The following is a 26571-nucleotide window of genomic DNA, read 5'->3' as shown; positions in this document are numbered from 1 at the left end:
TGTAGGGAAGGGGCTGGGGGTTAGGTCTTTTCATTGTGGTCTAAATACATGAAAACTGCTGTAACTGAAGAAGCATAATTGTTACCCCTCCAGTTCAAGAGTATAAAACCAGTACTCAACTTACTACAATCTTAAACTGCACTAACCCCTCCTGACCCAGTTGTAGGGAATCACCATTATTCAAGCGATAATTAACACCCTGAGAAAGCTGATTCCCATTGAGATAACTACCATTCCTACTCGTGTCCAAAATCATATAAGTATTTTGATTCCAGTCCCAAAAAATGCGTGCATGGGAACGGGAAACAACACTTTCATGGGGAATACCCACTAAATCAATTTCTGGAATTGTACCGTGAATTTGCGATCGCCTACCAATATAGCCCTCTTCCGCAGAAAAGCGGAATTCTCTCCCTGTCGTTGTATGTATTAGTCTCATCACAGGTAAAACCGGACGAGGCGGTTGTCCTTGTATTGGTTCGATGTAGCGAGAACCAGGTTGATAATCTGTATATTCCGAAGGTACTTGTTGTTGGAAAGGCGGTTGAGGCGGTTGAGGCGGTTGAGGTGGTTGAACTTGTCGATGAGAAACAAAATTGGAATTTGTGGGAGAAGGATTAGTAATTGGTGGTGTAGAAGCAATAACATTGCCAAGTGGTCTACCACACCCAGGACAACAATCCATGTTGTTAGGTAAAGGACGGTTGAAAAATTCACAACCTGGGTTAGAACACTTATTGGCAGGCATTTTCAGCTTTACTCACTAAAGGAACTAGACCTGCTTTTTGCAGGAGAGATTGACCCTCACGGGTGATTAACAATTGACAAAATCCCGAACCCGCAGCAGGTAGACTATTATCTTTAGGGTACACTACAAAAAGTTGATTACTTAAAGGATAGCGCTCAAAATTACTTTCATCGATATAATATCCTTTTTTACATAAATCTACATCTGAATTTATGGGTTTACCCTCCTTAAATAAAGGTTGAATTGCATTTGCGTCATGATCATCTTTACTAATAGCTAAGGGGTAATCATTACATTGATCCCAAACTTTACTGACAATAGCAAAAGCAATAATACCAGCTTGATTAGCATCAAATTGGTTGACTATCACTTTTGTAGTTTCTTCAGTTGCTTGAGTATATTGAGCAGTTACTCTTTTATAGTCTTCTATTGCTTGTGGATCATCGTTTAATACTCGTTTTTGAAATAATAAAACAGCTTCAGGTTCTTTGGGAGCGTAGGCTTTGATTTCTAAATTTGGTAGATGATTATTTATATCTTTCCAGTTTTTTATTTTACCAGTATAAATTTGTCGCAATGTAGATAAGCTGATTCTACCTTTAAGCAACCGAGGCAGATTAGAGTCTTTTTTGCTATGAGCTACATATACAAGTAAACCATCATTAGCAAACGCTTGGCTTTTTAATCCTTCATCTTCTGCTGGAAAAGATGTAATTGTAAAGTATGCTCTACACGATTGTATTGTGCATTCCCTAACCGTTTCTAATGGTAAGCTACGAATTCTGACCTCTGCTGATTGTACCGGTTGGTAATTAAATGTTGTGTTTGAGATTTTATTTAGAGTTTCTGCAATCGATTTTGTTGTTTGTGGCCTTCGTGTTAATATAAAACTCCATGTACTGTTTTTTTCTGCTGTGTAAGTATACTCTCCCGTTGGCAGATTAGGAACCTGAGAAAAAGTGGGCACTAAGCTAGACCAAAGAGGATTTTCGCGCTTCTGGGGACAAACTGGCTTCAAAACATACCAAATACCTACTCCCAGCAATATTAAAGCTAAAATTACCCAAAATACAAACCAATATTTTTTCCAACCTTTTTTTTGTGCTTCTTGCTCCTGTGAAGCATTTAAATTATAGTTTTGTTCGAGTTTGGGAAGTTGTAATAATGCTTTACGTGCTATTTCTGCACTTTCAAAAGTAGCATCTATGCCCATTAATTGCCGAATAAATTGCTTGAGAGAGGAATCAATATGCGGCCATAGTTTATCATCATTATAGTTAAAAATTTGTCTTGAATTACTATCAGTATCTTGTCCTATCCATAAATGAAATGCAACTACTCCTAATGAGATTAAATCTGCTTCTGGTTTAGCTTGGGAAGCTGGCACTTTAGGATGTTCAAACAAAGATTCCCAAATTGCTAAATCACAAAAGTATATATAAAACTGTTGATTATTTGGTTTTTTTTCTAATTTAATTAAAATACTATCTAAGCTAATATTGCCATGAGCTATTCCTTGCTGGATTTGATTCGCAGGTAAACGCAACTTTTGAGTGTGGAGAAATTGCAGGGTTTGTAATGCTTGTTGGAGAAATTCGCGTACTTGTAGCGCTTCCATTGCACCATTTTCTTGCAAATATTGTCTTAAACTTTGGGATATATCCGCTTCCTGTATGATCAAATAACAACGTTCTCCTCGTTCGTCTGCAATTGCTTCTACAGGATTAATGAAACGAAAATTCTGATTCCTGCCATCCGCAAGACTTACCCCTGCTACAAGTTTAAAAGTTTCTTGACGCTGACGACTCTCTTCATCATCAAAAGTCCGATTAGGTAGTAAATATTCTCTGATCGCCATAGGTTGGTTATTATCAATACGTACTCCTGAATACATACGTCCCAATCCCCGCGTACCCAGGAAACTGGTAACTTTATAGATCCGATTACCTTTAATCTCTGTATTCTCGGCAATAATTGCCGGAAAACCACAACCAGTACAGTACTTTACCCGAAGATGTTTCACTTCTGGTGTATCGATAAAAGTTTGCAAGGGGCGATCGCAATTTAAAGGTGCATTACAATAACACCTATATTCTTGATATAAATTTTTTTTGATAACCAATGATTTTACCCCTTGTTTATAATAATTGTAGGTTGTGGAGCTAGTGCGTTGCTCGAGGAACCCGCGTTGTAGCAAGTGGTATTTTAGCGTATCCAAACCTCAGATTATGACTTAAATTTTGTCTTCCCCTTTGCTTCAAGGGCAGTGCGCTAAAATTATAACCTGTGCGTTCGGAAGTGCCTATCCAACCTACATCTAACTAAGCTTGAATTAGTCCTAATTTTAAGGCTGTAACAATAGCTTGAGTACGGCTTGTCACCTCCAATTTGGCAAAAATACTAGTTAAATGAGCCTTGACAGTTGCAACAGTGACATATAAGTATTGAGCAATTTCCTCATTAGAAGCTCCTTGAGTTAACCACTTTAAAACTTCTTGCTCCCGTTCTGTCAAGTGTAGCTGGCGACGAATTTGCCAGCTTGAATCGAAACTAGCTTGAAACCGACGGAAAAAACCACTAGCAACTTCCGTAGGTAAATAAACTTCAGACTTAAAAACAGTATTAATAGCCTCGTATAATTGGGTTGCTAAACGAGTTTTAAATACATACCCAGCAGCACCTACTTGCATAGCTCTAAATATCCAATCATCTTCTTGATGTCCTGACAAGACTAAAACCTTTCCTGCATAAGATATTTCTTTGAGTTTGAATAATGTTGTAATTCCATCTCCACCAGCAAGTTCTAAATCTAATAAAATTAGAGATGGAGACAATTGAGTTGCTAATCTTAATGCTTCTTCCTGGCTTCTGGCTTCACCCACGACCTCTAAGGATAGAGACTCATTAATAGTATAAAAATTTATCAGAGTTCTCAATCCTTGACGAAAGCGGTCTTCATCATCAACTAAGAGAATAGAAATAGTTTCAATGGCATTCATGAAATTAAGCTCAACAAATAATTGGCCGAGATGAAGTGAGAAAGCAAAAATAGTTCTCTAACCCTAGAAATAAAAAAAATATTTTACCAAACTAATAGCTCGGAATTTATGATTTTTTATTTTTGCCTATACAATAAATAGTGAAAAATATTCAAACAACTTTTGGTCGAGGTAAAACTACAAAAAATTGGGCACCTCCTTCTGGTGAATTCTGTGCCCAAATACTACCCTTGTGGTCAAGAATAATTTTTTTTGCAATAGTTAAACCCAGCCCATTACCACCTGGACGACGTGAGTAAAAGGGTGTAAATATATTTTGTACATCTTCCTGAGATAATCCTGAACCTTGGTCAGATATTTTGATAATTACTTCGCTATGAAACACTTGCCAACTCATTTTAATATTTCCACCTTCTGGGCTAAAATGAACAGCATTGCTAAATAAATTATCGAATACTTGCTTGATTTGCAAACGGTCTACATACAAAAAAGTAGATGTATTTGGTAATAAAATTCGGATTTTCTTTTGCTGAGTAAAAGGAAGTAATTTTCTTACGCTTTCTTCTACCAAAATGCGTAAATCTTGCAAACTTGCTCTTAAATTCTCTTGATGACTGCAATAAATCAACTCAGTTAAATTAGCGTCTAATTCTTGAATACTTTCGCTGATTATATTTGCTTGTTCTCTACCAGGATTTTCCTGTACCTCAAAACATAAGTTTTTTGCATAAAGACCAATCAACCCTAAGGAGTTACGTATTTGATGCGTTGCACGTTGAATTATATGTTCAAGTAACTGAATTTCTGCTCTTTGTTGTTTCCATTCTGAGTAAATATCAAAATATTTACTTAACAGTAAAACAGATTGAATAACATATTTTTGTATACTTGGAGAAAGATGTTCTCTCGCAAGCACCTGAACATATTCAGGCTTTTGATTTCTATATCCGAAGGGACATACATAACATACTAATCCCAAGTTATCGATGCTAATTCTATTTAAAGTAAAAGCCTCATAATATTCAGTCAACCATTCTTCTTTGCGAAAATAACTTATGAAATTTTGAGGTAAAGGAGCCTGTTCTTGAGCATAATTAATTAATTCCTGATGTGATTTAGTAAATGTATCATGATATACAATACGAGCAAAGCAAATAGGATACTGAATGGTTAACTGTTCAAGATGTTCCTGACAGAAACTTTGTAAATCTATTAGTTGAGAAGTTTTACTTTTAGCGTTAACATGCTGGACAGATAAGTCTATCGCCATAGCTTTACTCACTAGCTTGACTCGTTTCCTGAAATATTTGTATCAAATGATACAAAGTACCAAATGAGAAAATTAGACACAAAAACAAGCTTAGGAAGAGTACGCACCATAAAATTTAGCCACTTTAGCCACTATTGATACTTCTATCATCTACCCTGACACTTAATATAGTGGCGTGTATTTAGGGAACAAAAGAAATTAGATAATTTTATTAAACTTAAACTCGTCATAAAAATCATGATTCGCAATAAAATTTAATAATAAAATTCAGGTATTAATCAATAAACTGCGTCTACTTTGAAACCTATAGTCTTTTCTCTATCGGGGTTTAGTCCCAAATTCCGTCAGTCAAGAGAGTTAATTTAGCAAAATATAAGTTAATAATTCAAAACCTCAAATCCTAATCTTTTCCTTGGTTGTGTTGACTTAAGGAAACCGAACATTTACCAAAATAAAGGGTTTCACAAATATTTCAATGTTAAGCTTATCTTAATCTTCTCCCCGGCTATGGCTACTGAATTTTTACTGATTAACAATCTCGACAAAAGTCTAATTAACATTTTGTGCAAATGCTTTTAATCTAGATCCATCTCAACTTGATCGCCAGCATCATGCTTATCTGCCTTCTTCAAAGCCTAGCGGAAATCCTAGCTGGAGGAACTTCCCTGACAAGTACAGAACAAATTGACTTTAGCCCTCCGGGAAGTCACAGAGACAAGGTTACAGGGGCTACATTAAACTTGTATTTTTACGATATTCGTGAAAGCAAGCAAGTACAGCACTCTGGTAGACAGGTTGAACGCAATCTGGATCGAGGTAGGTTTCAACCAGCCACTGTTACCTGGCCCCCCAGTTGGTTTGATGTGTCGCTATTATTAACTATTTGGGATACCACCGCCTTGGGGGAACATCGCTTGTTAACGGAAGCATTAACATTATTGTTGCGTCATCGTTCCTTAAGAGAAGAATTTTTGTCTCCCGAACTACGAGGTTATGGAAATTTGTCGATGTCTGTATCCCAAGAACCCCCTATAGAAGTAGGTTCTTTGTGGAGTTCTTTAACTGTCCCCCTGCGTCCAGCCTTGTACCTAACAATCACAATACCCTTTGAACCCGAACCAACTTCCATTCCGTTGGTATTAGAGCGAATTCTTAGCGTCCAAAACCAATTACACAAAAACGGTAACAGCAATAATAAAGTTATCACCAAAAAAGTAGCGATCGCGGGTTTAGTCAAAAGTGCAAGAAACAATCTTCCACTCCAAAATGCAGAGATTAGCATTATGGGAACAGACAAATCTACGATTAGCGATCGAGAAGGAGTATTTTTCTTTGAAGATTTAAGACCACGCAACTATGTTTTAACTCTTTCATGTTCTGGCTATACAAACCAAAACTGTAATTTCTTGGTAGACAGTCAAAACTACACTTTTAAAGAAGTTTTGCTCACACCTGTCGTGGGAGTTTAGATTTCCGACTTCTTAAATTACAGCAATGTTCAGGTAAATGAACCACATTGTTTTTATCTCACGCAGAGGAGGACACTTGCGTGGGCGGGTTTCCCGACTTGAGCAAAGTGTCCGTCGCGCAGACACACTCTAGAGGAATCAAGAGTGTCATCTAATCTAAATACATGAGAACTGCTGTAAGTCGAGAATCTGTAACCAAAACTCATAAAAATCTAAAATTTAAAATCGAGAGGTTTACATGGCAAGACTTGACTATTTTGCTCCAGGTGTTTACGTTGAAGAAATAGACCGAGGTAGCCGACCAATAGAGGGTGTTAGTACGGCAGTAGCAGGATTTGTCGGCTTTACAGAAGATGTCCGGGAAGGGGCTGAACTATACAAGCCCATGCTGGTTACAAACTGGACGCAATATCTTAACTACTTCGCACGCAAAGGTTCTAACGGCTTCACAGACTTTGATGCATATTTACCATTTTCTGTTTACGGCTACTTTATGAATGGTGGTGGTCGTTGCTGGATAACAAGTATTGGTACTTCATTACCAGGGACACCAAAACCTGCTAATGCAGAACCTGCTATCTTACAAATTAATGGTCGAGGAAATCGTCCATGCCTCAGCTTTACCTTACGAGCAGAACAAGCAACTGGTGGAGCAATAAGTATTTTAATTTCTGACAGTACCCCCCGTCCCTTGCCTGAAGGTACAGAAGGAGAAACCCCACCAAACACTGGTGAATATTTCACAATCCAACTTCGTCGAGGTGAAGAGACTCTCGAACAATACGAGAATCTAACCATGAACCGTGAATCAGCAGCACAAATAGCCACTTATGCTGTTGCAGCTTTGCGAAATTCGATGTATGTCACAATTAGCGACGTATCCCAAAATGGACAACCCCTAGCACGACGACCAGCTAACGGTGAGTACGAACTTGCACCACCTATTGTTCCCTCCCCACCTGATAGATTTTCACAGGATGTCGAAGGGGTACGTGACGATCGCACGGGGGTACGCGGTATCTTTGAAATTGACGAAATCACCATGTTAGCTTGCCCTGACTTGATGCGAGCATATCAAGCTGGTGTCATGAACCTAGAACAAGTTCACGGCATCATGGAGCTCATGGTGGTAATGTGTGAAGGTTCAGCTAGTGGAGATATCCCCAACCCACCCAATCGGATGGTTGTACTCGACCCTCCAGCAGAATGCGTCAAACCCCAAGAGGTCATGGATTGGTTGCAAAGATTCAATCGTCGTTCCATGTTCGCAGCTCTCTACTACCCTTGGATTAAAGTTCCAAATCCGCGTAACGGTGGCAGACCGATTCTTGTACCCCCCTGCGGTCATATCATGGGTGTTTGGGCACGTACCGACGAAACTAGAGGAGTTTACAAAGCACCTGCCAACGAAGTACCCAGAGGTGTAATTGGTCTAGCTTACGAAACCAATTTCCGCGAGCAAGAACTTTTAAACCCCATTGGGATAAACTGTATCCGCAGTTTTCCCAACCGAGGTATTCGTATTTGGGGAGCAAGAACTCTCGTAGAACCTGACAAAACAGAATGGCGTTACATCAGCGTGCGGCGTTTGATTAGCTACATTGAAAAATCTATAGAACTAGGTACACAATGGGCAGTCTTTGAACCCAACGATGAAGACCTCTGGGCAAGAGTACGACGTACAGTTAGCAACTTCTTAGAGCGTATTTGGCGCGAAGGTGCATTGTTTGGATCTACACCACAACAAGCATTTTATGTCAAATGCGACGAAGAATTGAATCCTCCAGAAACAATGATTCTGGGTCGTTTATACATTGAAGTCGGAGTTTGTCCAGTACGTCCGGCTGAATTCGTCGTCTTCCGTATTAGCCAATGGAATGGTGTGGAAGATGGAGAATAGTTGATGTTGATGGTGTGTTACTAGCAGCTAAACTGAGCCTACTTACCGCGTTCTCTTTTCAAAACAGTCTTTTCCAACTAATCCCAAACATATGGAGCTAATTTATGCCTAGTCCTGGTGAATATTTAACCGCGTGTAAATTTTACTTTGAAGCCGATGGACTTACTGATAAATTCATCAAAGAAGTTAGTGGCCTAGGTGTTGAAAATACTCCTGCTCAGGAAATTCATGGTTCTTCAAAAGGTGGTGTAATCACTCGTCAAGCTACACCTACGGTAGTTAAATTTACAAATATCACGCTGAAACTGATTGCCACAGTAGATGTAGACCTTTATAAATGGTATCAAGATTGTAACGAAGACATGGGAGATGCTCGTCAATGGGCACAAAAGCGTAAAACAGGGCAAATAGTGGCTTACGACCAACAAGGCTCGCCAAAAGCACGTTGGGAAATAAGAAATTGTTATCCCTGTAAATATACTGGTCCCACACTCACAGCTTCCGGTGGTGATATGGCAAATGAAACTATCGAATTAGTTCATGAAGGGATAAAACGAGTGATGTAATTAAAAATATTGACTCTCGTTCCCATATTTAGTCTGGGAACGAGTCACATATCCTTGATGAGGTTTAAAATCTAAAATCCAAAATTGATTAATAACAGGAGTAACTCAACGGTGGTACAAGCAAAGTCTACAAGTCAAGTTCCGGAAATTCTCACTGCTTGCCGCTTCTACCTGGGATTAACACTGGATGGGGATGGATCTAAAAAAGATATTGATTGTCATTTTTTAGAATGTCGGGGATTTCAACAAACTCAAGCACCCATTGAAATTTGTGAAGTTACCGCCAATCAATGGGGACAAGCAAAAAAAGGTCAAACAGTCAGAACCAAGCTTCCCGGTAATGTCAAATACGGCAACCTAACTTTACGTCGAGGTATGACAAGTTCACAAGAACTCTGGGATTGGTTTTCATCTGTCAAGGAAGGAAACTGGAAAAAGCAGCGCCGACTTGCTGCATTATCTATTTACAACCAAGCCAGCCAAGAAATTTCCAGATTTGAATTAGCTGGTGCTTGGCCTAGCAGTTACAAAATTACTGATGTTAATGCTCGCAGTACAGAGATAGAAATTGAAGAATTAGAGATTACTTTTGAAGAATTCAAACGGGTAAAATAGTTCAGAGGTAACAATGTTTAAAACAGAATTTGAATTTACACTTCCTAAAGGCTATTTAGACTCTGATGGCAACCTTCATCGTCAAGGAATTATGCGTCTATCCACAGCTATCGATGAAATCTCTCCTTTGCGTGACCCTCGCGTTAAGTCTAATCCAGCTTATGCAACAATCATTATTCTTTCTCGTGTAATTACTCGACTGGGAGCATTAACCGAAATCACCCCATTAGAAGTAGAAAACTTTTTTGCTCAAGATTTAAGTTTTCTCCAAGATTTTTATCGGCAGATCAACGGTTTAGAATCTGAAAATACTCCCTTAGAAAACATCGTCAACCCTACCAAAAATTATTCAGAAAATCTAGTTTGCAGCTAAATACTAATTTTCTACTATTTCATTCTTCACAATTTATTAATCTATGCCCCGCAAGGATATACTTTACACTGAATTTAGCTTTACCCTTCCCCGTGGTTTGATTGATACCCAAAACCGAGTACATCGTCATGGTACTATGCGTTTAGCCACTGCAAAAGATGAAATTTCCACACAGAAAGAACCATTAGTTCGGGAAAATTCAGCTTATGGAATTTTAGTGATGTTGTCGCGAGTTATTACTCGTTTGGGCAGTCTGTCTTCAGTTAGTCCTAATTTACTAGAAGGACTTACAGTTACTGATTTAGCTTATCTGAGGGAATTTTATAACCGAGTTAACCAACAAGGAGATGCACATATTCCCGCTCAATGTCCTCATTGCCACAATCAATTCTCAGTGGAGTTTCAACTCGCGGGGGAGTAATGTGCTACCCCTCCAATAAACTCTACGAGGAGGTAGCTTTTGTTGCTTATCACTTTCATTGGGCACAAGACGATATATTAAATTTAGACCATTCAACACGCCAACGTTGGGTTGCAGAGATTAATAAAATTAATCAAAAATTATACTAAACATGGAAATTTAGCAATTGGTCTTGGTGAATGGATGAATGAATTGATTTATCTAGATACAACTTGATACTTCAAGTAATAAATACTCTATATCTTATAATCAACATTACAAAAACTGAAATTTTATTATGAAAATAAAAGTTTTCGACTCCAACACTCTAAAAAATATCATTGAAATAAACCTTGCTTTAGTAACCAAAATACAAAATGAATGTATTATAGGACGCTCTCCCGAATCCGGTATCGTTCTTGATAGTCCTGATGTCAGTCGGATGCATGGTAAATTGGTGCTGGAGAATGGAAATTACTATTTTTGCGACCTTGGCAGCAGAAACGGTTCATTAATTAACGGCATAATAGCCGAAACAACTCACAAATATTTATTGAATCCAGGAGATACAATTCGACTGGGAGAATTTGTTCTCATTCTAGAAGAAGTAAATCTCGAACCAGAGAATATAGCTGAGACTGTTTATAGAAATTTTGACGCTACAGTAGTTGCTAGCTTGAGAGACAGTGCTAATTCCAACCAACTAAATCAGACAACACATATAGAGCAAGTACCTGAATTTGTTAACAATATCCCAGAAGAAGTCACAAATTATCAGGAAGTTACTAAAGTTCAAATTGAGGAAATATCTGGTTCTGAAAATGTAATTGAAACTCCAGCAGAAACATCATCAGTTTTAGAATCACTAAGCCAACCGATTGAAATCATAGAAGTAGCTGATAATTCAGATAATATTAGCCGAATTAACGAACCTGAATCGATTATTTCAAATACCGAACCATCTTTAGAACTTAATGTTTCTGAACAAATTAATGAAGTTGCAAATGCTCTAGAAATACCAGAAGTTTCACTTACCACTTCTGAAAATATAGTTGCAACAAATGAAGATATAGTAGAATCTAACATTGAATCTAACATTACTGACATACATGAAGCAGAGATTTTCGAGGAAGAAATAACTACAGTTGCAACAACACCAATAGTTGTAGAAGTTGATCGAACTGTAGAAGGAACAACTATTCAACCGAGAGAAGAAATTCCCAGATCCGAAACTTCAGATGCATTATTCTCTCTAGAAGCAAACGGAATTTATGAACCAGAAATTACTCCACTAAAAGTGCCTGAAGTATTAGTTAGCAATATTCAACCTTTAGAAACAACTAATTATACTAATATTGTAGAAGAATTTCAGCCTGCAATTCCCATGACATCTGACATTAGTAAATCTGAAGAAGATAGTAGTAGTGATGCTAGTGTCATTGATTATACTGAAATAACAGATAGTTCTTTAATTACTGTGTCGGCTCAAATTTCTGAAGAAGTTGAAATCAAATCAACAGATGACACAAATATTACAGATGTTACCAATCTTGAGTCTTCTGAACTCAAAGAAGAAAAAACAACTGATAGCGAGAAAGCAGAATTAATTTCAACAAAATACATTGCACTATTAGCTCATGACAGTAAGAGATTTGAAATTGCACAGTTTGTAACTCAACATCAAGACTTTTTCTCTAAATGCCTAACAATCGCTCCACCTTCAGTCAGCGAAATATTATCTAGCCAAGCAGGTATTAAGATTACAGAACAAACTTCTGCTGCTACATCTGGAGGATATCAGGCGATTGCAGCCAAGGTAGCTTCTGGAGAAATTTTAGCAGTGCTGTTTTTGAGAGATTTTCTTCAAGTACAATCAAGCACAGCAAATGAAGAAGCTATGTTAAGGGTATGTAATATCAATCAGGTTATGGTTGCCACTAATTTATCTACAGCAGAAGCCATAGTTGGTTATATTCAAGTTAGAATTCCCGGTTCGCCCATTTTTTAATGAGTATTAGACATCTCCGAAAACTGTCAAACCCAGATCTTTCTATGGGCTGCTCGTAGCTATCTACGATTAACTCAAACTCCGTTAAAATTTCTTTAACAATTTCGTGGTCACTGGGTTTTTTAGCCTTAGTCTTGTGAATTGATAATCGAAACTGGCAATGATTACATTGGTGCCCTTAAAAGCAACCAACCAGGTCTGTTGAAAGATGTTAAAACAAATTTTATACCAGACTCTACTGTTTCACTAATTAATAAAGGTCATGGTCGAATCGAAAAACGTAGAGTTAGTATTTGTCAGTCACCATCTTGATGTCAAAACCCACATTATCCCCAACCAGTATGGAACTCCCGACAAACTCGAAGAACTCACAAAAAACATCATCAGCAGGTCTACCATGTTTTGCTAAGAAGCGATCGCTATGTCCATGTATCTGCTCTGAGTCACCAACACTGACACTATTAGCAATATAAGCATGAAACTCAGCTTGTGGTTTCCCTTCAAATAGACGGATTGCGGCAATTTCTACAACCTTTTAACCAAAGAAACTTTACCTTCTAGCTTAAGTAGGTGATGCTATATTGCTTGTTACATATTAGTCAGGTTAAAGCTGTAGTTCCCCCGTACATACACTGAAATGTATTTTTATAGTAAAATTTATTGCTTGAATTAAGGGAATTTTTTAAGTGATGTTAAACTTAAATTCTTAGAGGAAAAATCGGGAAACAGCGATCGCTCTTAAAGCCCAGCATAGGCGATCGCGTTCTTAGAGGAAATGTAGTAGACAGGCGTAGCTTGCCGCCGTAGGTCTTACCCTGAGCCTGCGCCGTACCACTTCGTGGAAGCAAGCTACGCGGAGCGTCTCCAAGAGTTGGGCATCGCCCCATCCCACCCCTACAGTTGCACCCATGTGCATTCAACCTAATTATTTCTGCTCGGTCTTTGACTTTCTGTGACACTTCTTCTGTTCTCAGATTTAATAAGATTTTGTTTTGCTCACGAGTCAAAAATACTCTTAGACGAGCGTCCATACTTTAAGTTACCTCGGTAGATGCGTTCTCCGTATTTATTTATCTTTACATAGCTTGTTTTTTTGCCTACCTACTTAGCTGGGAATTCTCGATAATTACAATTGTCTAATTCTTGAAATTTGGGTAAGGATTTATCGCTAATGCAAGCTTTTAAATACTTAACTTTAATCAGTTTTTCCCCATTCACATAATATTGAGGAAATCCCCTACTGAGAGAACATTTTTGATTCCATTCTCGACAAATCCCGTGTTCTATACCATTTTGAAAATGCTGTTCTCGATAAATAGTTTTATTATCATCATTCGACCATCGTTCATAACCGTGACGTTCTCCATCTTTGAAATATCTTTCTTCGGAAATAACACCTTTTGCTGAGTACCACAAATCAACACCAGTACCATGATACATTTCGTAACTACCGATGAAATTACCATCATAATCATATTGTTTGGTAATTCCATGTTCTTTTCCATCAACATAAAAGCTTTCCTCCCACAAATTTCCATTATCATGCCAAACGCGAAATAAACCGTGCTTTTTTTCGTTTTTTATCTCATATTCCTTATATATTTGATTCCCATTCCAAGAACGATAAATAATTTTTTCACCGTTGAAAAAATAATATGCTGATATGTTATTTTCAGAGTATTTGTTGATTTCCTCAATCGCATTTTTAGGAATTATTTGATGCCTATTTTTGCTAACATTAACAGTGATTGCATTATCTAAACTTCATAGCAATACCTTCGCCAAAATAAGAGTATGAAGAGAGAGGGCGCTCTGTAGTAGAGTTGTTGTCTTCCCAAATGACAACTCAAAAACTACAATTCGCCCATGTCCGACATCCTATCACTCTTACAATGCCTGCTACCGCAGATAAACGCTACAACAATGCGGCAGTTGAACCAAATAATCCTGGCTATGTTAAGCTAATGTACTTTTAATTTGCATAACCAGGGCGGGCAAGATGCCCACCCCACAAGACTTTTACTTCCAGGTAATATGCAAGTTAAATGTCCAACAGCTTAGCAATGAGTGGCCGAGTCACTATGTTAGGAATATATAGTTGAGAACCCATAAAAGTGGTGGAGATGCGATCGCGCAGAATTAATATTTCTTATCATAGAAATATTCAGGGCAATCAAGCGAACTTCCACTAAAAACCCAATGGATTAAAATCAGGCATTAGCTTTTGGGAAGATGAGCAAGTTATTATAAATCCACAACCTGTTATATCTTCTGACGATAAATTATTTGTCACCAATTTAAATCCTTCTATATTGCCTATTCAAGCAATTTCTACAACTTCATATCATAAGTCTTAAAAATTAGATACCCTGACAGTAAAACTTACAGACATGAAGAAAATGAGCGTTATGAGTATCGAAAAAATTGTAGAACAAGCTTTCCAAGATCGTTATCTAACACAAGCAATGAAAGAAGAAATAGGGCAAATTTGTGATAATCCCTCGGAACTCTCAATTGAAAAGTATATGGCGCTGGATCGGCTGATGGGTGCGCTATTAACTGGTGAGGTCTTGGAGGATGATAATACTGGTGGTTCATCCCTAACTCCCAGCCCACGGCGACCAGGCCCAACTCCAGGAAGTTTTGATTCAGCAGAATTACCGATTGTGGCGGCGGTAGTGAGCAGCGCTATTCCTTGACTCTCAGTAGAATCAGTAGCGGCGAGTTGATAGCGCCTTTGAAGATCCGTTTATGGACTCTTTAAGAATCCCCCGGCTTCAGCCGTAGGGAGTATCAAAGATGAGTTAGCTCAAAAGGTTATGCGAGGATTTAAAGCTACAACTGAGTACATTACTGCCAACGTGGGTGAGGCAGCAGAAGAAGGTGGTGGTCTGTCACACTACTAGGCTTGGCAATTGCTGATGCCCTGCAAAAGTGGAAAGCGCAAATTTTGGACTATCAGCAACGGGTGAGGGAAAGCAAGCCAGTGCAGCAGGCGACATTATTCGACATTGCACCCAACCACTACGACCGAGACCAAATTGATCCGCTCTAACAAGCGGTGGAAGGGTATACACACCTGATCGCCAGCTACCAGGATTTACATTATCGCTATGGGATTCAGACTGCGGTCAATGCGGCGTTTTGGTGGGATGCATCGGTTGAGAGAAAACCCCGGCAAGAGTTGGAGTTAAGCTTGATTTTGAAGTGGCGCAGTCCATTCAATAAGGAGAACTGGGAGCGCTGGGGACAACCGTTTGGGTAGGGGAAAGTAAAGTTTAGTGTCAAAGCAAATCCCCTTCAACAGCAGATTTTTTAGTTGATTATTATTGGTATTAATAGTTTTTATTCTGGTTTACCGAACCGCATAATTAGAGTAAACCGTAATCTTTTTTACTGCTTAACTTGGTGCGGTAATCATCAATTATTTGGTGAGAATAACCGAATTTACAAGCTTCTTAGTTCTCAATAATATAGAAATCAAAGCAAGGATTTAAATCCTCAGTTTGTTGAGCAAAAAACTACTACTGGTACGAGGGATAAATTAATATGCTAGTTCGTCGTTACAACCCCTGGCAAGAATTGAACACTTTAGAACGTCACATCAACGGCTTACTTGGAGATACCAGAGTATCATCTGCACGCTTGGAAAAAGGCTTTATTAATGTTCCGGCTGCTGAACTACAAGAAACTGATGATGCGATTCATTTGAAACTAGAACTGCCAGGACTGGAAGCTAAAGACCTAGATATTCAAGTCACCGAAGATGCTGTTCACATTAGCGGTGAGCGCAAGTCTAAAACTAAAACCGAAAACAATGGCACAACATCGAGCGAATTCTACTATGGTAAATTCCAACGTGTAATTCCTCTATCTGCAAGGGTTCAAAATACCAATGTCACCGCAGATTATAAAGATGGCATTTTGAATCTGATACTGCCTAAAACTGAGCTTGAAAAGAATAAAGTTGTCAAGGTTAATCTGGAACAACCTGCTGCATAGTATGAAACTACTCTACCGACAATGATTGATTGAGACAGCTAAGAGCTTGGTTATGAAAGTGACCAAGCTCTTTTGTATGCGATGTCTACTTTAAGGGGCTGTGACGCTCCTGCGGACGCTCGCGGACTCGCTACCGCTACACTAACGCTAACGCTACGCTATCGGTGTCGCTTGGGGTTTCCTCTCTACGAGAGGCTACTCGCGTTCGCTTGATTGGGGGAGCGACCTAAGAGTGTTAATCAAACAACGCTATGGCTATCAAGAATTTCACTCCCAACCCGAACATTGGAAACTGGTGGGTTTTCTAACGTTCCCATGTGCCACTATTACAAAGGTCATAGTATAAATCATGACTTTTAGCTCATTCAGTTTTGATAATAGATTCTTATGATGATGACATACACAAAAAGCAAATTTACCTTTAAAGTATGATGAAAATTAATAAGTTAATGTCTGTTCTTGCAAGTATTGTTGCAGTAAGTGTTGTAGCAGTTCCCTTTCTTGTTAAAGCAGATGCGATTCATAATGGACAGCCATTGCTAGCACAAGCTCAACAAAATTCTCACAAAAAAGAAGGCGATCGCTGGGCAAAATTAAATCTGACTGACGCGCAAAAACAACAGCTGCGTCAAATTGAAAAAGATAGTAGGCAGCAAATCGAAGGTGTTTATACACCACAACAACTTGCACAGCTGAAAGCAGCAAGAACACAGCATCAACAAGGGCAACATACTAATCGTCGTGATGTCATGAAATCTCTAAATCTAACTGACAGTCAAAAGGCTCAAATCAAGCAAATTAGAAAAGCGCAAAAAGCGAAGATGGACTCTGTTTTCACTCCCGAACAGAGGCAGCAACTCGAACAGCAACGCGCACAATGGCAGCAACAGCATCAGTAAGATAAAGGTATTGGGGTCAAATGAATTGAACTTTTCAACACCCTAGAATCGGCCCCATCCACCTGCCTCAACATTTATGCGAGCAGAGACGCCATTTTAACAGAATTAGTGCGGCAATGAGCAGGAGAAAAAGCAGGATGTATTTGAAAATTTGCCCTGTTTAGATCACTTAGATCCATCAAATTGATAAAGCGAATTCGTTAAACGACAGAATCCATTGTATCTCTGTACAATTAACGGTTTTTTCCCTTGATTAAACTACTCAAACTGTGGCGTTCAAAAAAGCTCCAAATTGCCCTACTTGCATTCAAACCAAGCTGAATATTTAACTGATTTAATTTAGTATCACTTGAAGCACCACCAGGCCAGAAGTGCCCACCGTTGACTACAGCTAACTGCAATACCTCTGATCTGTTTCTACAACCTGAGTAACGAAGAGTTTTGACTCGCAAGCGATTACTAGATTTAGTCCCAGTTAACTTTTGAAATTGAGATGAAGAAGTACATTGATCATGCCTTCGCCAAAAATTTGCTGTTTCTGGAATAGAAACAAGTGCTTCTTTTTGACTTATGCGATCCCCATAATAATCTACACTTAAATCCTTTGTACCATTAATCATCATTATTGATACAGTCAGCGAAGGATGACAACTAGGCACAAGTCGAGCAGTTAGAGAGCCAGCTACTGATGCAAAAGCAGCAATTTTATTCGGCAGCTTACAGGCTAAAGCTTGAGTGAGTATTCCACCTTGAGAAAAACCAGTGGCATAGATTTTATGGCTATTAATATTTCTAATTCGTTGCAGGTGTTCAATTAAAGCTGCAACAAATGAAATATCATCTATCTTTTTTCTCAGATGTCCTGTAAAGCTCCATTGATGGTCAAGTCCATTTGGATAAACTGCAATAAACCCGAATGCTTCTGCTAAATTATTAAAGCGAGTAACTTCAGCAATAGAATTACCGCTACCCCGATCTCCATGAAACACTAAAACTAACGACATCGCGTGTTTAGGGTTGTAAGATTTTGGCGTATATATATAGTAAGTACGTAACTGTTCCTGGTTTCTTAGTCTCCCATAATTCTCCGAAAGTAAGATTTTTTCTCTGGGTATACTTTTTGCTTCTACTTGAAGAGAATTAGAAGTCACAGCCAAAGTCGTTGAGAGTAGGCAACTCAAAACATATTTAAAAAAATCAGATTTTTTAGACATCTCTATTATTAATTCTATCTAAAGTCTACAATTGCATGGTGATGTATTTTTATACAGGATTGCCGCGATTTCTTTTACTGCTGCTTGTAACCGTTCTTTTTCTTTAGGGGTCATGGCTATGACTCAAGTGAGTATTGTGTTCTCCCTATACTACACTCAGCAATCGGTATTTCTGCAAAAATGGGATTCTCCGAGCGATGAGTGAAAGTAATTATGTATTCAAGTAATATTTGCCATATTCTGTAAGCAGTGCCAAAATTTATACTACAATCTTTTTTACAAAGAAAGGCAGTTCTTGCTGAAGGCTCAGTTAAAAAACTATCTTTTCTGGGTATAAAGCCCAGTCAAAAAAAGAATTGTATCGATAGTGCAGCGTAAAGCCTTCTCTACTAGATGCAACGCCTTCGGCATAGCAACTCTACCAGACGCTGCACTCCCCGCTTAGAGCGAGTCATCGAGCGTCGCGGCACTTTCCGCGAGATACAAAGCGCCCAGGTGAGTGTCTTTGCCTCTTTTGCTTGCTACAATCCCATGTTTTTAAGCATGGGTTCCTCCTGCCTCCCTCCTTCTGCCTCCTGAAATAAATATTACTAGTAAACTACCCACCACTGAACGGAGTACCGTTTCAGTGGGGGCTTTAAAAGCCCAGAGTTTACCCGACTAAGTACCTTGAGTACTACGATTTTCAGGTCATCTCACCTACGAATACGAAGCTGCTGTTGTAGCTCTGAGGTTAACAGTTAAACAGAATCATTGGGTTGTCTTGCAAAGTTCTCTGCGACGGGAAACCCGTCTACAAGACTTTGCGCTGAGTCAGTGCTGTTAGCGTAAAAAACCTTTAAATCATTGTCCAGGCTAACCTTACCCGCAAGGAGGGACTTATGTCCAAAGTATTCGTTATCGACCAAAACAAACAACCGTTAGATCCCATACATTCAGCACAGGCGAGGCAGTTATTACGAAACAAAAAAGCAGCAGTTTACCGTCAATTCCCATTCACAATTATTTTCAAGAAATCATGTCCTAACACTGAAGTTCAACCACTACGATTAAAAATCGACCCAGGTGCTAAATTTACAGGAATTGCATTAGTCAACGATTCAAGTGGAGAGGTTGTATTTGCGGCTGAATTGAAGCATAGAGGTTTTGCAATTCGAGATGCTTTAACTTCTAGAAGACAATTAAGACGTAGTAGACGTGCTAGGAAAACTCGCTACAGGCAACCAAGATTTTTAAACAGAACTCGTCCCCCAGGATGGTTAGCACCTAGCTTGCAAAGTCGGGTTAATAATATCAAAACGCTCGTTGATAAGTTACGTCGATTTGCACCAATCACAGCAATCAGTCAAGAATTAGTCAGGTTTGATATGCAACTAATGTCTAACCCAAACATTCAGGGTGAGGAGTATCAGCAAGGTACTTTGCAAGGCTACGAAACAAGAGAATATTTACTTGAAAAATGGGGCAGACAATGCGCTTATTGCGGAGTTAAAGACGTTCCTTTTCAGATTGAACATATTCATCCCAGAGCAAAAGGCGGTAGTAATTCTATATCAAATCTCACCCTAAGTTGCGAGAAATGTAACGCCAAGAAAGGAACTAAGGATATCAAGGATTTTCTTAAAAAAGACTCATCCAAATTATCAAAAATTTTGGCACAAGCTAAAAGACCATTGGCAGATGCAGCCGCAGTAAATACAACTAGATGGACATTGCTTCAAACCTTAAAATCAACTGGACTACCAGTAGAAACTGGTTCCGGTGGTTTAACAAAGTTTAATCGTAGTCAACAAAATTTAGAAAAAACTCACTGGCTAGATGCTGCTTGTGTTGGTCAATCAACACCCAAACTAATTATTAAGTGCGTCAAGCCTCTATTAATTACAGCTAACGGACATGGTTCAAGACAATCATGCAGAACGGACAAATTTGGATTTCCTAATCGTCATGTACCAAGAGAAAAAATACACTTTAATTTTCAAACTGGCGACATCGTAAAAGCAGTTGTTACCACTGGTAAAAAGGTTGGTGATTATGTTGGAAAAGTGGCGATTCGTTCATCTGGTAATTTCAATATTTCTGGCTTACACGGATTAGTTCAAGGAATATCTCACAAATTCTGTAAACGCATTCACGCAAAGGATGGTTATTCGTATGCAATGTAATCCCAATAAATTGGGAATTACTCAACTGTCCCCATCATTGTTTGTGAAGAAGCACAAATTCACTCAGGGGACGTTTCGTAATTCCCCCTCCATTCCTCCCGCCACCAAACTGAGTACAGTTTTGGTGGGGGTCTCCTGGAGGTTTAGATGAAACTTAAAAATTTTTTACACCAGTTCCAACAAGTTACCAGATTATCAGAACAAAAAACTCCCGTTGTGTCGCAACAGGAGCCAACCCACATTCCGGACTTCAGCTTGAAGTATAAAGAGATTACAGTCAACATAAAAGCGAAAAGTCAGGATAATTAAGAAAATAATACTGAATTAATATGATGAAGGACGAGAAATAATCAAACATAAAAGATTTAACTCATGCTCATAGGTTATTTAAGCGCTAAAAATTGGAGAAGCAATAACTGTTCCTTAGGATATTAATAAATTTTTATTCCCTCTCTAAAGGTTGTTTAGATTAAGAAAGCAGATAATATTTTTGGCAAGATGATAGCAGATAATTCAAAATAAAATGACGTGATTCTGTTAAATTAACAATTTGATTAACACTATTTAAAGTCAAAACATGAATGCCTTGAAAAAGCGATCGCTCAACTGAGAGCATCCCCTTTTCATGAGCACCAAAAGTGGACAAGACCCTTAATTCTGGTTGAGTCCTCACCCCAATAAATCTTCCCGGTAGTGCTGTCAGAAATATTGGCAACCCGTGGGGTCTGCAAACTGTCAATATTAGCCAACTGGACAACTTATAAATCGCTATTTGGTCTAGCTGTTTCCAGAGCAAGTCTTGTTAGGTTAACTCAATCGGCAATCAGCTTTGAGTACCTATGGCTACCAAAACATTGACCAAACCTAAGCAAAAATAAAATTCTCAAAATCGCTCATGGGAAAACTTGACAGATCGCCGTAAACTCCGCCATATTGAAAACACATTGGATAAAGCGATCGCATCCTCAATTCAGGATGATTCTATCCAGTCCCACAAAGACTTTAGGCGTTGGCGATGCGTTCTCCTTTGGAGTTGTCGTAGACATCGCTCTTTTTTCCTCTTTGAATTGGGAGCGGTCAAGCTACTGAATAGTAGTTTGACTTGGCATTCCAGACGGTGGAGAAGTTAGCACTCTAAGAATAACGAAGTAGTTACTTTCTAATCTTGAGAGCTTTTCCCTGAACAGTTGGGGCAGAGGGAACACCTAGTAAACTGTTGATAGTCGGGGCTATATCGATATTGCGAATTGTGCCGATATTGCCACGGCGCTCGATGTCGGGGCCTGCGGCATAGAAAATGGCACTGAGATTAGGTATTTTCGGATCGTAGCCATGTGCCCCATAGAAGTTAGGCACGGAAAAAACTGAATTATCCGCGTCGCCTAAACGAGTTACAGCCGGAGTTTGTCTTCCGTCAAAGTTATATCCTTCACCCATGATTGCAAAGACATCACCAGTATCTTGACCAACAAATTCACTTGTACCCAGTCCAAAACTTGGGTCGTTTAAATTACTTGGTAGAGGACGAGGGTATATCTGGTCAAAAACTGCCTTTTTTTGTCGGACTTGGACATAGTTAGAATTGGTGTCTACTAATTCTCGCAAAGCTGTGATGATTTGTTGTTGCTCCTTTACATATTCAGCACGAGTGACAACGCCGTTGGGTTCACGCCCTTGAAGATTGATATATATGTTGACGGCTGGCCCTGATGTCACGGCACGGACTCTAGTTAAGTCAAAACCTTTACTTGCGAGGTAGTTATTGAGGTTAACTTCTGTATGGAAGACAGAAAAACCGTGGTCGGAAACAACTATGATGTTACTATTAGGTTTACCTTGGCGATTTGTACCTACTGCGTTCATGATGCGTTCTACAGCATTATCAGCAGCCCGGTAAGCTGTCTCTAGATAGCTTCTATATCGAGTGACTTTGGCTTTATCTTGTCCTACGCCAATAGAGGATGGATTTGTAGGATCACTGGGCTGGCGAGAATCAGTCAAGAGAAACTGGTGTTCCGATCCATCTGGTTGTTCAATATAAACCATAACTAAGTCGGCATTAGGGTTTTGATTGATTGCTCTTAATGCCAGTCGAGTTTGATAGTCTACAAACAGTTGAACTTGGTCTTCATAAATAGCTTCTAGCTCCCTGTCGGGGAAAGTTGTAAATCCAGGGCTAAGGCGTTCTGGAATCCGAAAATCAGACTGAGGAACCCAGAAGCCAACGTTCCTGAGAATATCATTAACACTAGTTTGTGCTGCCGGATTTTGAGGAATCGCATTCGCAGAATAACGGGCAATCCGCACAATGTTCAGATCAGGGGCAAGATTGCTGACATAAAATGCTGCTCCTGCCTGGTTGGAACTACCTTCTAAGTAAAATAGACTAGAACGGCGATCGCACGCTCTGACATAGGCAGGGCCAGTTGCAGGTAAACTAAAAGGCCCGGCTGGAATACCAATTTGAGCATCAAAGAAGACTAGCGTATCATAGTTAGTCTTGCGATCGTTACTTGTATCTAATGCCGCAACTTGGATATCATAGCTAACGCCACCAACAGTAAAGCGATCGTTTAAAGCAGCTTGCTGAATCGGGCTATAGGAAACTCTTCCGGCATTATTGAGTTGACTAACTATTTGGGTAGAAGCCGGACTAAAGTTAGCGGCGGTTAAACTAAAACCAGTCGCACCTACCCCAGCAAAAGCACCAAAGGGAACTGTGTACGATACAGTTCTTCTGTTGGCAGATTGAATAATTGGGCTATTGGCTAAACCCGGTACTCGCACATCAACTCCATCTGCACCGGGAAAGGTAGCGGCCACAACTTTCTTCCCATTTTGCTGGAGTCCAACCCACAGAGGTTCAGCAGTAGGTTGTAAACTTGCAGCAGACCCAAAAGTTGAATAACCACCGATGGGAGCGCCAAAACCACTGATATTAGAAGTAAAGGGACTAGCAACCAAGTGGAATGTGTTACTGTTAATGTCATTGCGAGCTGCGGTTGAACCTGTACCAATTGCTATATGACAAGCCGCAGTTAGGGATGCACTACAAGTAATGTTTCGCTCTGCGTAAACTCCTTCCCTTTTCAGAAGTCCCAATCCCTGTCTTCGACTCAGCACACCTTTTTTAAGATACTGTTCGACAAAATCTGGTGTTGCCCCATCCAGGGAAATCAAAATCACTTTAGGGTGTGGTGTGCTTGATACGGTTTTAGCCACTAGAGAATGTACAGTTAAGGTGAAGAAAAAAGTCACCAGCATTACAATGGATAGGCCCATGAGTAACTTATGTCTCAAAGTCTGCCATAGCCACTCAAGTGCTTTGTTTATTCCATTGAATTTTAAATATCTGCTCACTTGTCCTCCGTAAGTTAAGATGCCGTAACTTTATTGAGATGATTAATCCTCAATTTATTGAAGGTATCTTAACGAAAGACTATGAAAATATTAAGTAAAGGATTGACATCTACCCCATCCCGTCTCGGGAGGGGATTCTAAGAAGTTGCCTTCTTAGGTTTTCTCTTTCCACGACTCGGCTTACCCAGAGGAGTTTCCCCACCTATGCAGAGGTCGATGTCTCCAGAGACGAAAAACGCGTTCCCGTGTGCCCCACGGTACGGAGTCCGATCTCAAGTATGTTTCGCGCTGCGTTATGGTCACGGTGTAACACCGTTCCGCAATGGAGACATGAATGAGTTCTAGTGCTAAGAGATTTTTTGACAACCTGACCACAATTAGAACAATTTTGACTCGTGTTATGGGGTGGAACTGCAACAGTTGCCACGCCAAACACTTTGCCAAAATATTCAACCCATTGCCGGAATTGAGTCCACGCTGCGTCACTAATTGACTTGGCTAAGTGACGGTTACTCACCATATTTCGCACCTTCAAGTCTTCATACGCCACAATGAATGTTGTTAGACATCACTACGCACCTTGCTGTCTTTATTCAAGCCACAGAAGACGCTGTTCACATTAGTGGTGAGCGCAAGTCTGAAACTAAAACCGCAACCAATGGTACTATCAAGAGCGAATTTTACTATGGTAAATTCCAACGTGTAATTCCTCTACCTGCTAGGGTTCAAAATACCAATGTCACCGCAGATTATAAAGACGGTATTTTGAATCTGACACTGCCCAAATCCGAGCAAGAAAAGAACAAAATTGTCAAGGTTAATCTTGAACTTCCTGCTGCATAGTCTGAAATTACTCTACCGACAATGATTGATTGAGAGAGCTAAAAGCCCAGTTATGAGATGACTGGGCTTTTTTGTATGCGATGGCGTACCCGCCCGCCGCAGGCATCGCTCTTTTTTCCTCGCTTGAATTGGGGGGGCGATCGCTTCTGGCTTTATGGGACTTCTCCAACCATTTTTGTACTCTGTAATGTATCAAGAGTCTATCAGTGCTCTTTGTAAGGAGAGCGATCATCGCGATCGCTTTTTACTGTTTATTGCTTTATGCCAGAACTCTCAAATTTTAGTCGAGCTAGATAATCTTTTTCTGACTGAGCTTCCTGATTTCTGTAATCACACCATCAACTCCATGATTGCTATAAATAATTAGCAACCGTTCGGCAGACAAGTAACTTAGCACAGGATTGCGAAATTGTAATATGTATTTTGTATCCGTAGGATTGTAGCCGAACTGGGGAGCGATCGCTCTCAATTGCTCTTGAACAGTAGTAACAGCCGGAATTGATAAAACAAAATCTGCATCTGACAGGTTATGGAAGGCATACTCAGCCAGTAAGTTAGTTTGTGATGAATTTGCTTGTGGTGAGAAGTTGCCAAGTTGACGCACCCTCGGCAGACGCAGATGGTTTTGCTTTGAGATGAATAAATATCCTTGGGCTACGGGGTCAATTCCAGCCACAATCGCAGCCGTATGTAACCAGTTAACTACCTTGTACTCGTTACCGAGAGTCGGAGCTGAGTGGGCGCAAGCTTGAGTAATCACAAACTCAGGGGATAACTTTCGCTTCATCGCTTCAGCCAAACTGATGATGTGATGACCACCAGTTCTAGAATCGCCCGACGCACCGTAATTGTCTGTTTTACCATTCCCACCGAAGTTCAACTCCTGAAACTCAGTGCCTGAAGCATTCCACTGAAAGACGATTGACTTGGCCCAGTCATGCCAAATCGGTGCTGCAATTAATAGGTCGTTACTGATATAAATGTCTGAATCTACTTTACTTTCACTATCTGGATTGACAATTGGTAAACCATTACTGTTTGTTTGACCATATATTAGCCGATAGTTACTCGCAAAGCTCAAATTACTAATATTATTAAATGCTTCATGTATTGGTAGTCCTCCGGGATAAGCATGGTGACTGTTATTTCCACTTCCAGGTGCCGAGAAAAAAGACTGGGGAAGTTGGGGGCAGACACTACCATCATTGCTAACTGGTGGGAAAATTCCAGCTATTAGTCCACCTGGAAATGTCATATCGTCAGCCGCATCTACCAAGCCGACTTTGAGCAATTGCTGTACAATCTCCTGTTTTTTGCTACCAGTTAATCCGGATCTATGCATGATACAGGTTGTGGGATTATCAATGGCATCAAGTGTAGCTTTTCTCAGTTTGGAATCTTTTATTTTCTCTGTCTGGTTTACCAAAAAATTTTTCGCTGACTGCACTAAGGGGGATTTTTCAGCAAGCCTAATCGCTTCAGTATTACCCGCTCCCAACACCTGTTGGTTGGTGTTATTGCTCATGACATCAGAGCCTTTGAGTTTGCCTTGTTCCTCCTCTGCTCGTAAAGGTGTGAGCAGCAATAATAAGCTCAAGCATAAACTTACTAATAATAGAAGATGAGATGATTTCATGCAGATTATCAGCCTTTAGTTACAAAAGATTAATCCTCTATTGCAGTTGCCTCTAGAAAATTTACTTCCTAGAGGCAACTGCAACTTATTTAGGTGTAAATTGG

At 39.6% G+C, this 26571-nt stretch carries 25 protein-coding genes and 3 pseudogenes; 16 read left to right on the top strand and 12 right to left on the bottom strand.

The genetic code is table 11. The features are described 5' to 3' along the window. Positions 1–115: 115 nt before the first annotated feature. The 4 genes from ACYTXL_RS17145 to ACYTXL_RS17130 all read right to left on the bottom strand — a co-directional run bounded on the left by ACYTXL_RS17145 (position 116) and on the right by ACYTXL_RS17130 (position 5029). On the bottom strand, positions 116–748 hold the full coding sequence (locus ACYTXL_RS17145) for an FHA domain-containing protein (protein ID WP_461925777.1): 633 nt from the start codon (positions 746–748) through the stop codon (positions 116–118). After that, positions 735–2642: a substrate-binding domain-containing protein gene (locus tag ACYTXL_RS17140; protein WP_461925776.1), complete on the bottom strand. Its 1908-nt coding sequence runs from the start codon at positions 2640–2642 to the stop codon at positions 735–737. Before ACYTXL_RS17140 ends, ACYTXL_RS17145 begins: the two co-directional genes overlap by 14 nt. 427 nt (positions 2643–3069) lie before the next feature. After that, positions 3070–3747 (bottom strand): response regulator, encoded by a 678-nt coding sequence (locus tag ACYTXL_RS17135; RefSeq protein ID WP_461925775.1) that lies wholly within the window; start codon positions 3745–3747, stop codon positions 3070–3072. Between the two features lie 151 nt (positions 3748–3898). Then, a complete protein-coding gene (locus ACYTXL_RS17130) occupies positions 3899–5029 on the bottom strand; it encodes a sensor histidine kinase (protein ID WP_461925774.1) in 1131 nt (376 codons plus the stop codon). 599 nt (positions 5030–5628) lie between these two features. Here ACYTXL_RS17130 and ACYTXL_RS17125 point away from each other — a divergent pair. The 8 genes from ACYTXL_RS17125 (at position 5629) to ACYTXL_RS17090 (ending at position 12348) form a co-directional block, all read left to right on the top strand. Continuing rightward, positions 5629–6486, top strand: coding sequence for a Pvc16 family protein (locus tag ACYTXL_RS17125; RefSeq protein ID WP_461925773.1), 858 nt, complete (start codon positions 5629–5631; stop codon positions 6484–6486). Positions 6487–6724: 238 nt separating this feature from the next. Then, positions 6725–8386: a phage tail sheath family protein gene (locus ACYTXL_RS17120; protein ID WP_461925772.1), complete on the top strand. Its 1662-nt coding sequence runs from the start codon at positions 6725–6727 to the stop codon at positions 8384–8386. A gap of 104 nt (positions 8387–8490) precedes the next feature. After that, entirely contained in the window at positions 8491–8952 is a 462-nt protein-coding gene (locus tag ACYTXL_RS17115) for a phage tail protein (protein ID WP_461925771.1), read from the top strand. Positions 8953–9063: 111 nt separating this feature from the next. Further along, entirely contained in the window at positions 9064–9567 is a 504-nt protein-coding gene (locus tag ACYTXL_RS17110; protein WP_461925770.1) for a phage tail protein, read from the top strand. 13 nt (positions 9568–9580) lie between these two features. Next, positions 9581–9940: a hypothetical protein gene (locus ACYTXL_RS17105; RefSeq protein ID WP_461925769.1), complete on the top strand. Its 360-nt coding sequence runs from the start codon at positions 9581–9583 to the stop codon at positions 9938–9940. A 43-nt stretch (positions 9941–9983) separates the two neighbouring features. Then, entirely contained in the window at positions 9984–10361 is a 378-nt protein-coding gene (locus tag ACYTXL_RS17100; protein ID WP_461925768.1) for a phage tail assembly protein, read from the top strand. Continuing rightward, a complete protein-coding gene (locus ACYTXL_RS17095; RefSeq protein ID WP_461925767.1) occupies positions 10307–10510 on the top strand; it encodes a DUF6760 family protein in 204 nt (67 codons plus the stop codon). Before ACYTXL_RS17100 ends, ACYTXL_RS17095 begins: the two co-directional genes overlap by 55 nt. A 128-nt stretch (positions 10511–10638) precedes the next feature. Beyond that, positions 10639–12348 (top strand): FHA domain-containing protein, encoded by a 1710-nt coding sequence (locus tag ACYTXL_RS17090; protein ID WP_461925766.1) that lies wholly within the window; start codon positions 10639–10641, stop codon positions 12346–12348. Positions 12349–12634: 286 nt separating this feature from the next. On the opposite strand, the gene ACYTXL_RS17085 is transcribed toward ACYTXL_RS17090, so the two are convergent. From ACYTXL_RS17085 to ACYTXL_RS17075, 3 genes are all read right to left on the bottom strand, one after another. Then, positions 12635–12862, bottom strand: coding sequence for a hypothetical protein (locus ACYTXL_RS17085; protein WP_461925818.1), 228 nt, complete (start codon positions 12860–12862; stop codon positions 12635–12637). A 184-nt stretch (positions 12863–13046) separates the two neighbouring features. Beyond that, the gene (locus ACYTXL_RS17080) at positions 13047–13379 is read right to left on the bottom strand and encodes a hypothetical protein (protein ID WP_461925765.1); all 333 of its coding nucleotides are present in this window, start codon (positions 13377–13379) and stop codon (positions 13047–13049) included. 70 nt (positions 13380–13449) lie between these two features. Beyond that, positions 13450–13878, bottom strand: a complete 429-nt coding sequence (locus tag ACYTXL_RS17075; protein WP_461925764.1) for a toxin-antitoxin system YwqK family antitoxin — start codon at positions 13876–13878, stop codon at positions 13450–13452. Between the two features lie 308 nt (positions 13879–14186). On the opposite strand from ACYTXL_RS17075, the gene ACYTXL_RS17070 reads away from it, so the two are divergent. The 6 genes and pseudogenes from ACYTXL_RS17070 to ACYTXL_RS17045 all read left to right on the top strand — a co-directional run bounded on the left by ACYTXL_RS17070 (position 14187) and on the right by ACYTXL_RS17045 (position 17249). Then, on the top strand, positions 14187–14324 hold the full coding sequence (locus ACYTXL_RS17070) for a hypothetical protein (RefSeq protein ID WP_461922125.1): 138 nt from the start codon (positions 14187–14189) through the stop codon (positions 14322–14324). Between the two features lie 423 nt (positions 14325–14747). After that, positions 14748–14921, top strand: a pseudogene (locus tag ACYTXL_RS17065) (late competence development ComFB family protein); the annotation flags it as partial. Between the two features lie 335 nt (positions 14922–15256). Further along, positions 15257–15403, top strand: coding sequence for a hypothetical protein (locus ACYTXL_RS17060; protein ID WP_461922118.1), 147 nt, complete (start codon positions 15257–15259; stop codon positions 15401–15403). Between the two features lie 6 nt (positions 15404–15409). Further along, a complete protein-coding gene (locus ACYTXL_RS17055; RefSeq protein WP_461922117.1) occupies positions 15410–15613 on the top strand; it encodes a hypothetical protein in 204 nt (67 codons plus the stop codon). A gap of 284 nt (positions 15614–15897) precedes the next feature. Then, positions 15898–16350: an Hsp20/alpha crystallin family protein gene (locus ACYTXL_RS17050; RefSeq protein WP_461922116.1), complete on the top strand. Its 453-nt coding sequence runs from the start codon at positions 15898–15900 to the stop codon at positions 16348–16350. Positions 16351–16799: 449 nt separating this feature from the next. Next, on the top strand, positions 16800–17249 hold the full coding sequence (locus tag ACYTXL_RS17045; protein ID WP_461925763.1) for a P pilus assembly/Cpx signaling pathway, periplasmic inhibitor/zinc-resistance associated protein: 450 nt from the start codon (positions 16800–16802) through the stop codon (positions 17247–17249). A gap of 233 nt (positions 17250–17482) precedes the next feature. Here the strand turns inward: ACYTXL_RS17045 and ACYTXL_RS17040 are convergent, their stop codons facing one another. Next, entirely contained in the window at positions 17483–18463 is a 981-nt protein-coding gene (locus tag ACYTXL_RS17040; protein WP_461925762.1) for a CE1 family esterase, read from the bottom strand. Between the two features lie 881 nt (positions 18464–19344). On the opposite strand from ACYTXL_RS17040, the gene iscB reads away from it, so the two are divergent. Continuing rightward, positions 19345–20628, top strand: coding sequence for an RNA-guided endonuclease IscB (iscB, locus tag ACYTXL_RS17035; RefSeq protein ID WP_461925761.1), 1284 nt, complete (start codon positions 19345–19347; stop codon positions 20626–20628). A 469-nt stretch (positions 20629–21097) separates the two neighbouring features. On the opposite strand, the gene ACYTXL_RS17030 is transcribed toward iscB, so the two are convergent. The 3 genes and pseudogenes from ACYTXL_RS17030 to ACYTXL_RS17020 all read right to left on the bottom strand — a co-directional run. Further along, positions 21098–21367, bottom strand: coding sequence for a hypothetical protein (locus tag ACYTXL_RS17030; RefSeq protein ID WP_461925819.1), 270 nt, complete (start codon positions 21365–21367; stop codon positions 21098–21100). A 413-nt stretch (positions 21368–21780) separates the two neighbouring features. Beyond that, complete coding sequence (locus ACYTXL_RS17025) at positions 21781–23910, bottom strand: alkaline phosphatase family protein (protein WP_461925760.1); 2130 nt, start codon at positions 23908–23910, stop codon at positions 21781–21783. Between the two features lie 215 nt (positions 23911–24125). Then, positions 24126–24581: pseudogene (locus ACYTXL_RS17020) on the bottom strand (RNA-guided endonuclease InsQ/TnpB family protein); the annotation flags it as partial. On the opposite strand from ACYTXL_RS17020, the pseudogene ACYTXL_RS17015 reads away from it, so the two are divergent. Then, a pseudogene (locus tag ACYTXL_RS17015) lies at positions 24580–24831 on the top strand (Hsp20/alpha crystallin family protein); the annotation flags it as partial. The pseudogenes ACYTXL_RS17020 and ACYTXL_RS17015 overlap by 2 nt on opposite strands. Before the next feature lie 289 nt (positions 24832–25120). Here ACYTXL_RS17015 and ACYTXL_RS17010 read toward each other — a convergent pair. Beyond that, a complete protein-coding gene (locus tag ACYTXL_RS17010) occupies positions 25121–26467 on the bottom strand; it encodes a hypothetical protein (RefSeq protein ID WP_461925759.1) in 1347 nt (448 codons plus the stop codon). Positions 26468–26571: the final 104 nt, after the last annotated feature.

The organism is Nostoc sp. (assembly GCF_054880495.1).
This window is presented reverse-complemented; position numbering and strand designations above follow the sequence as displayed.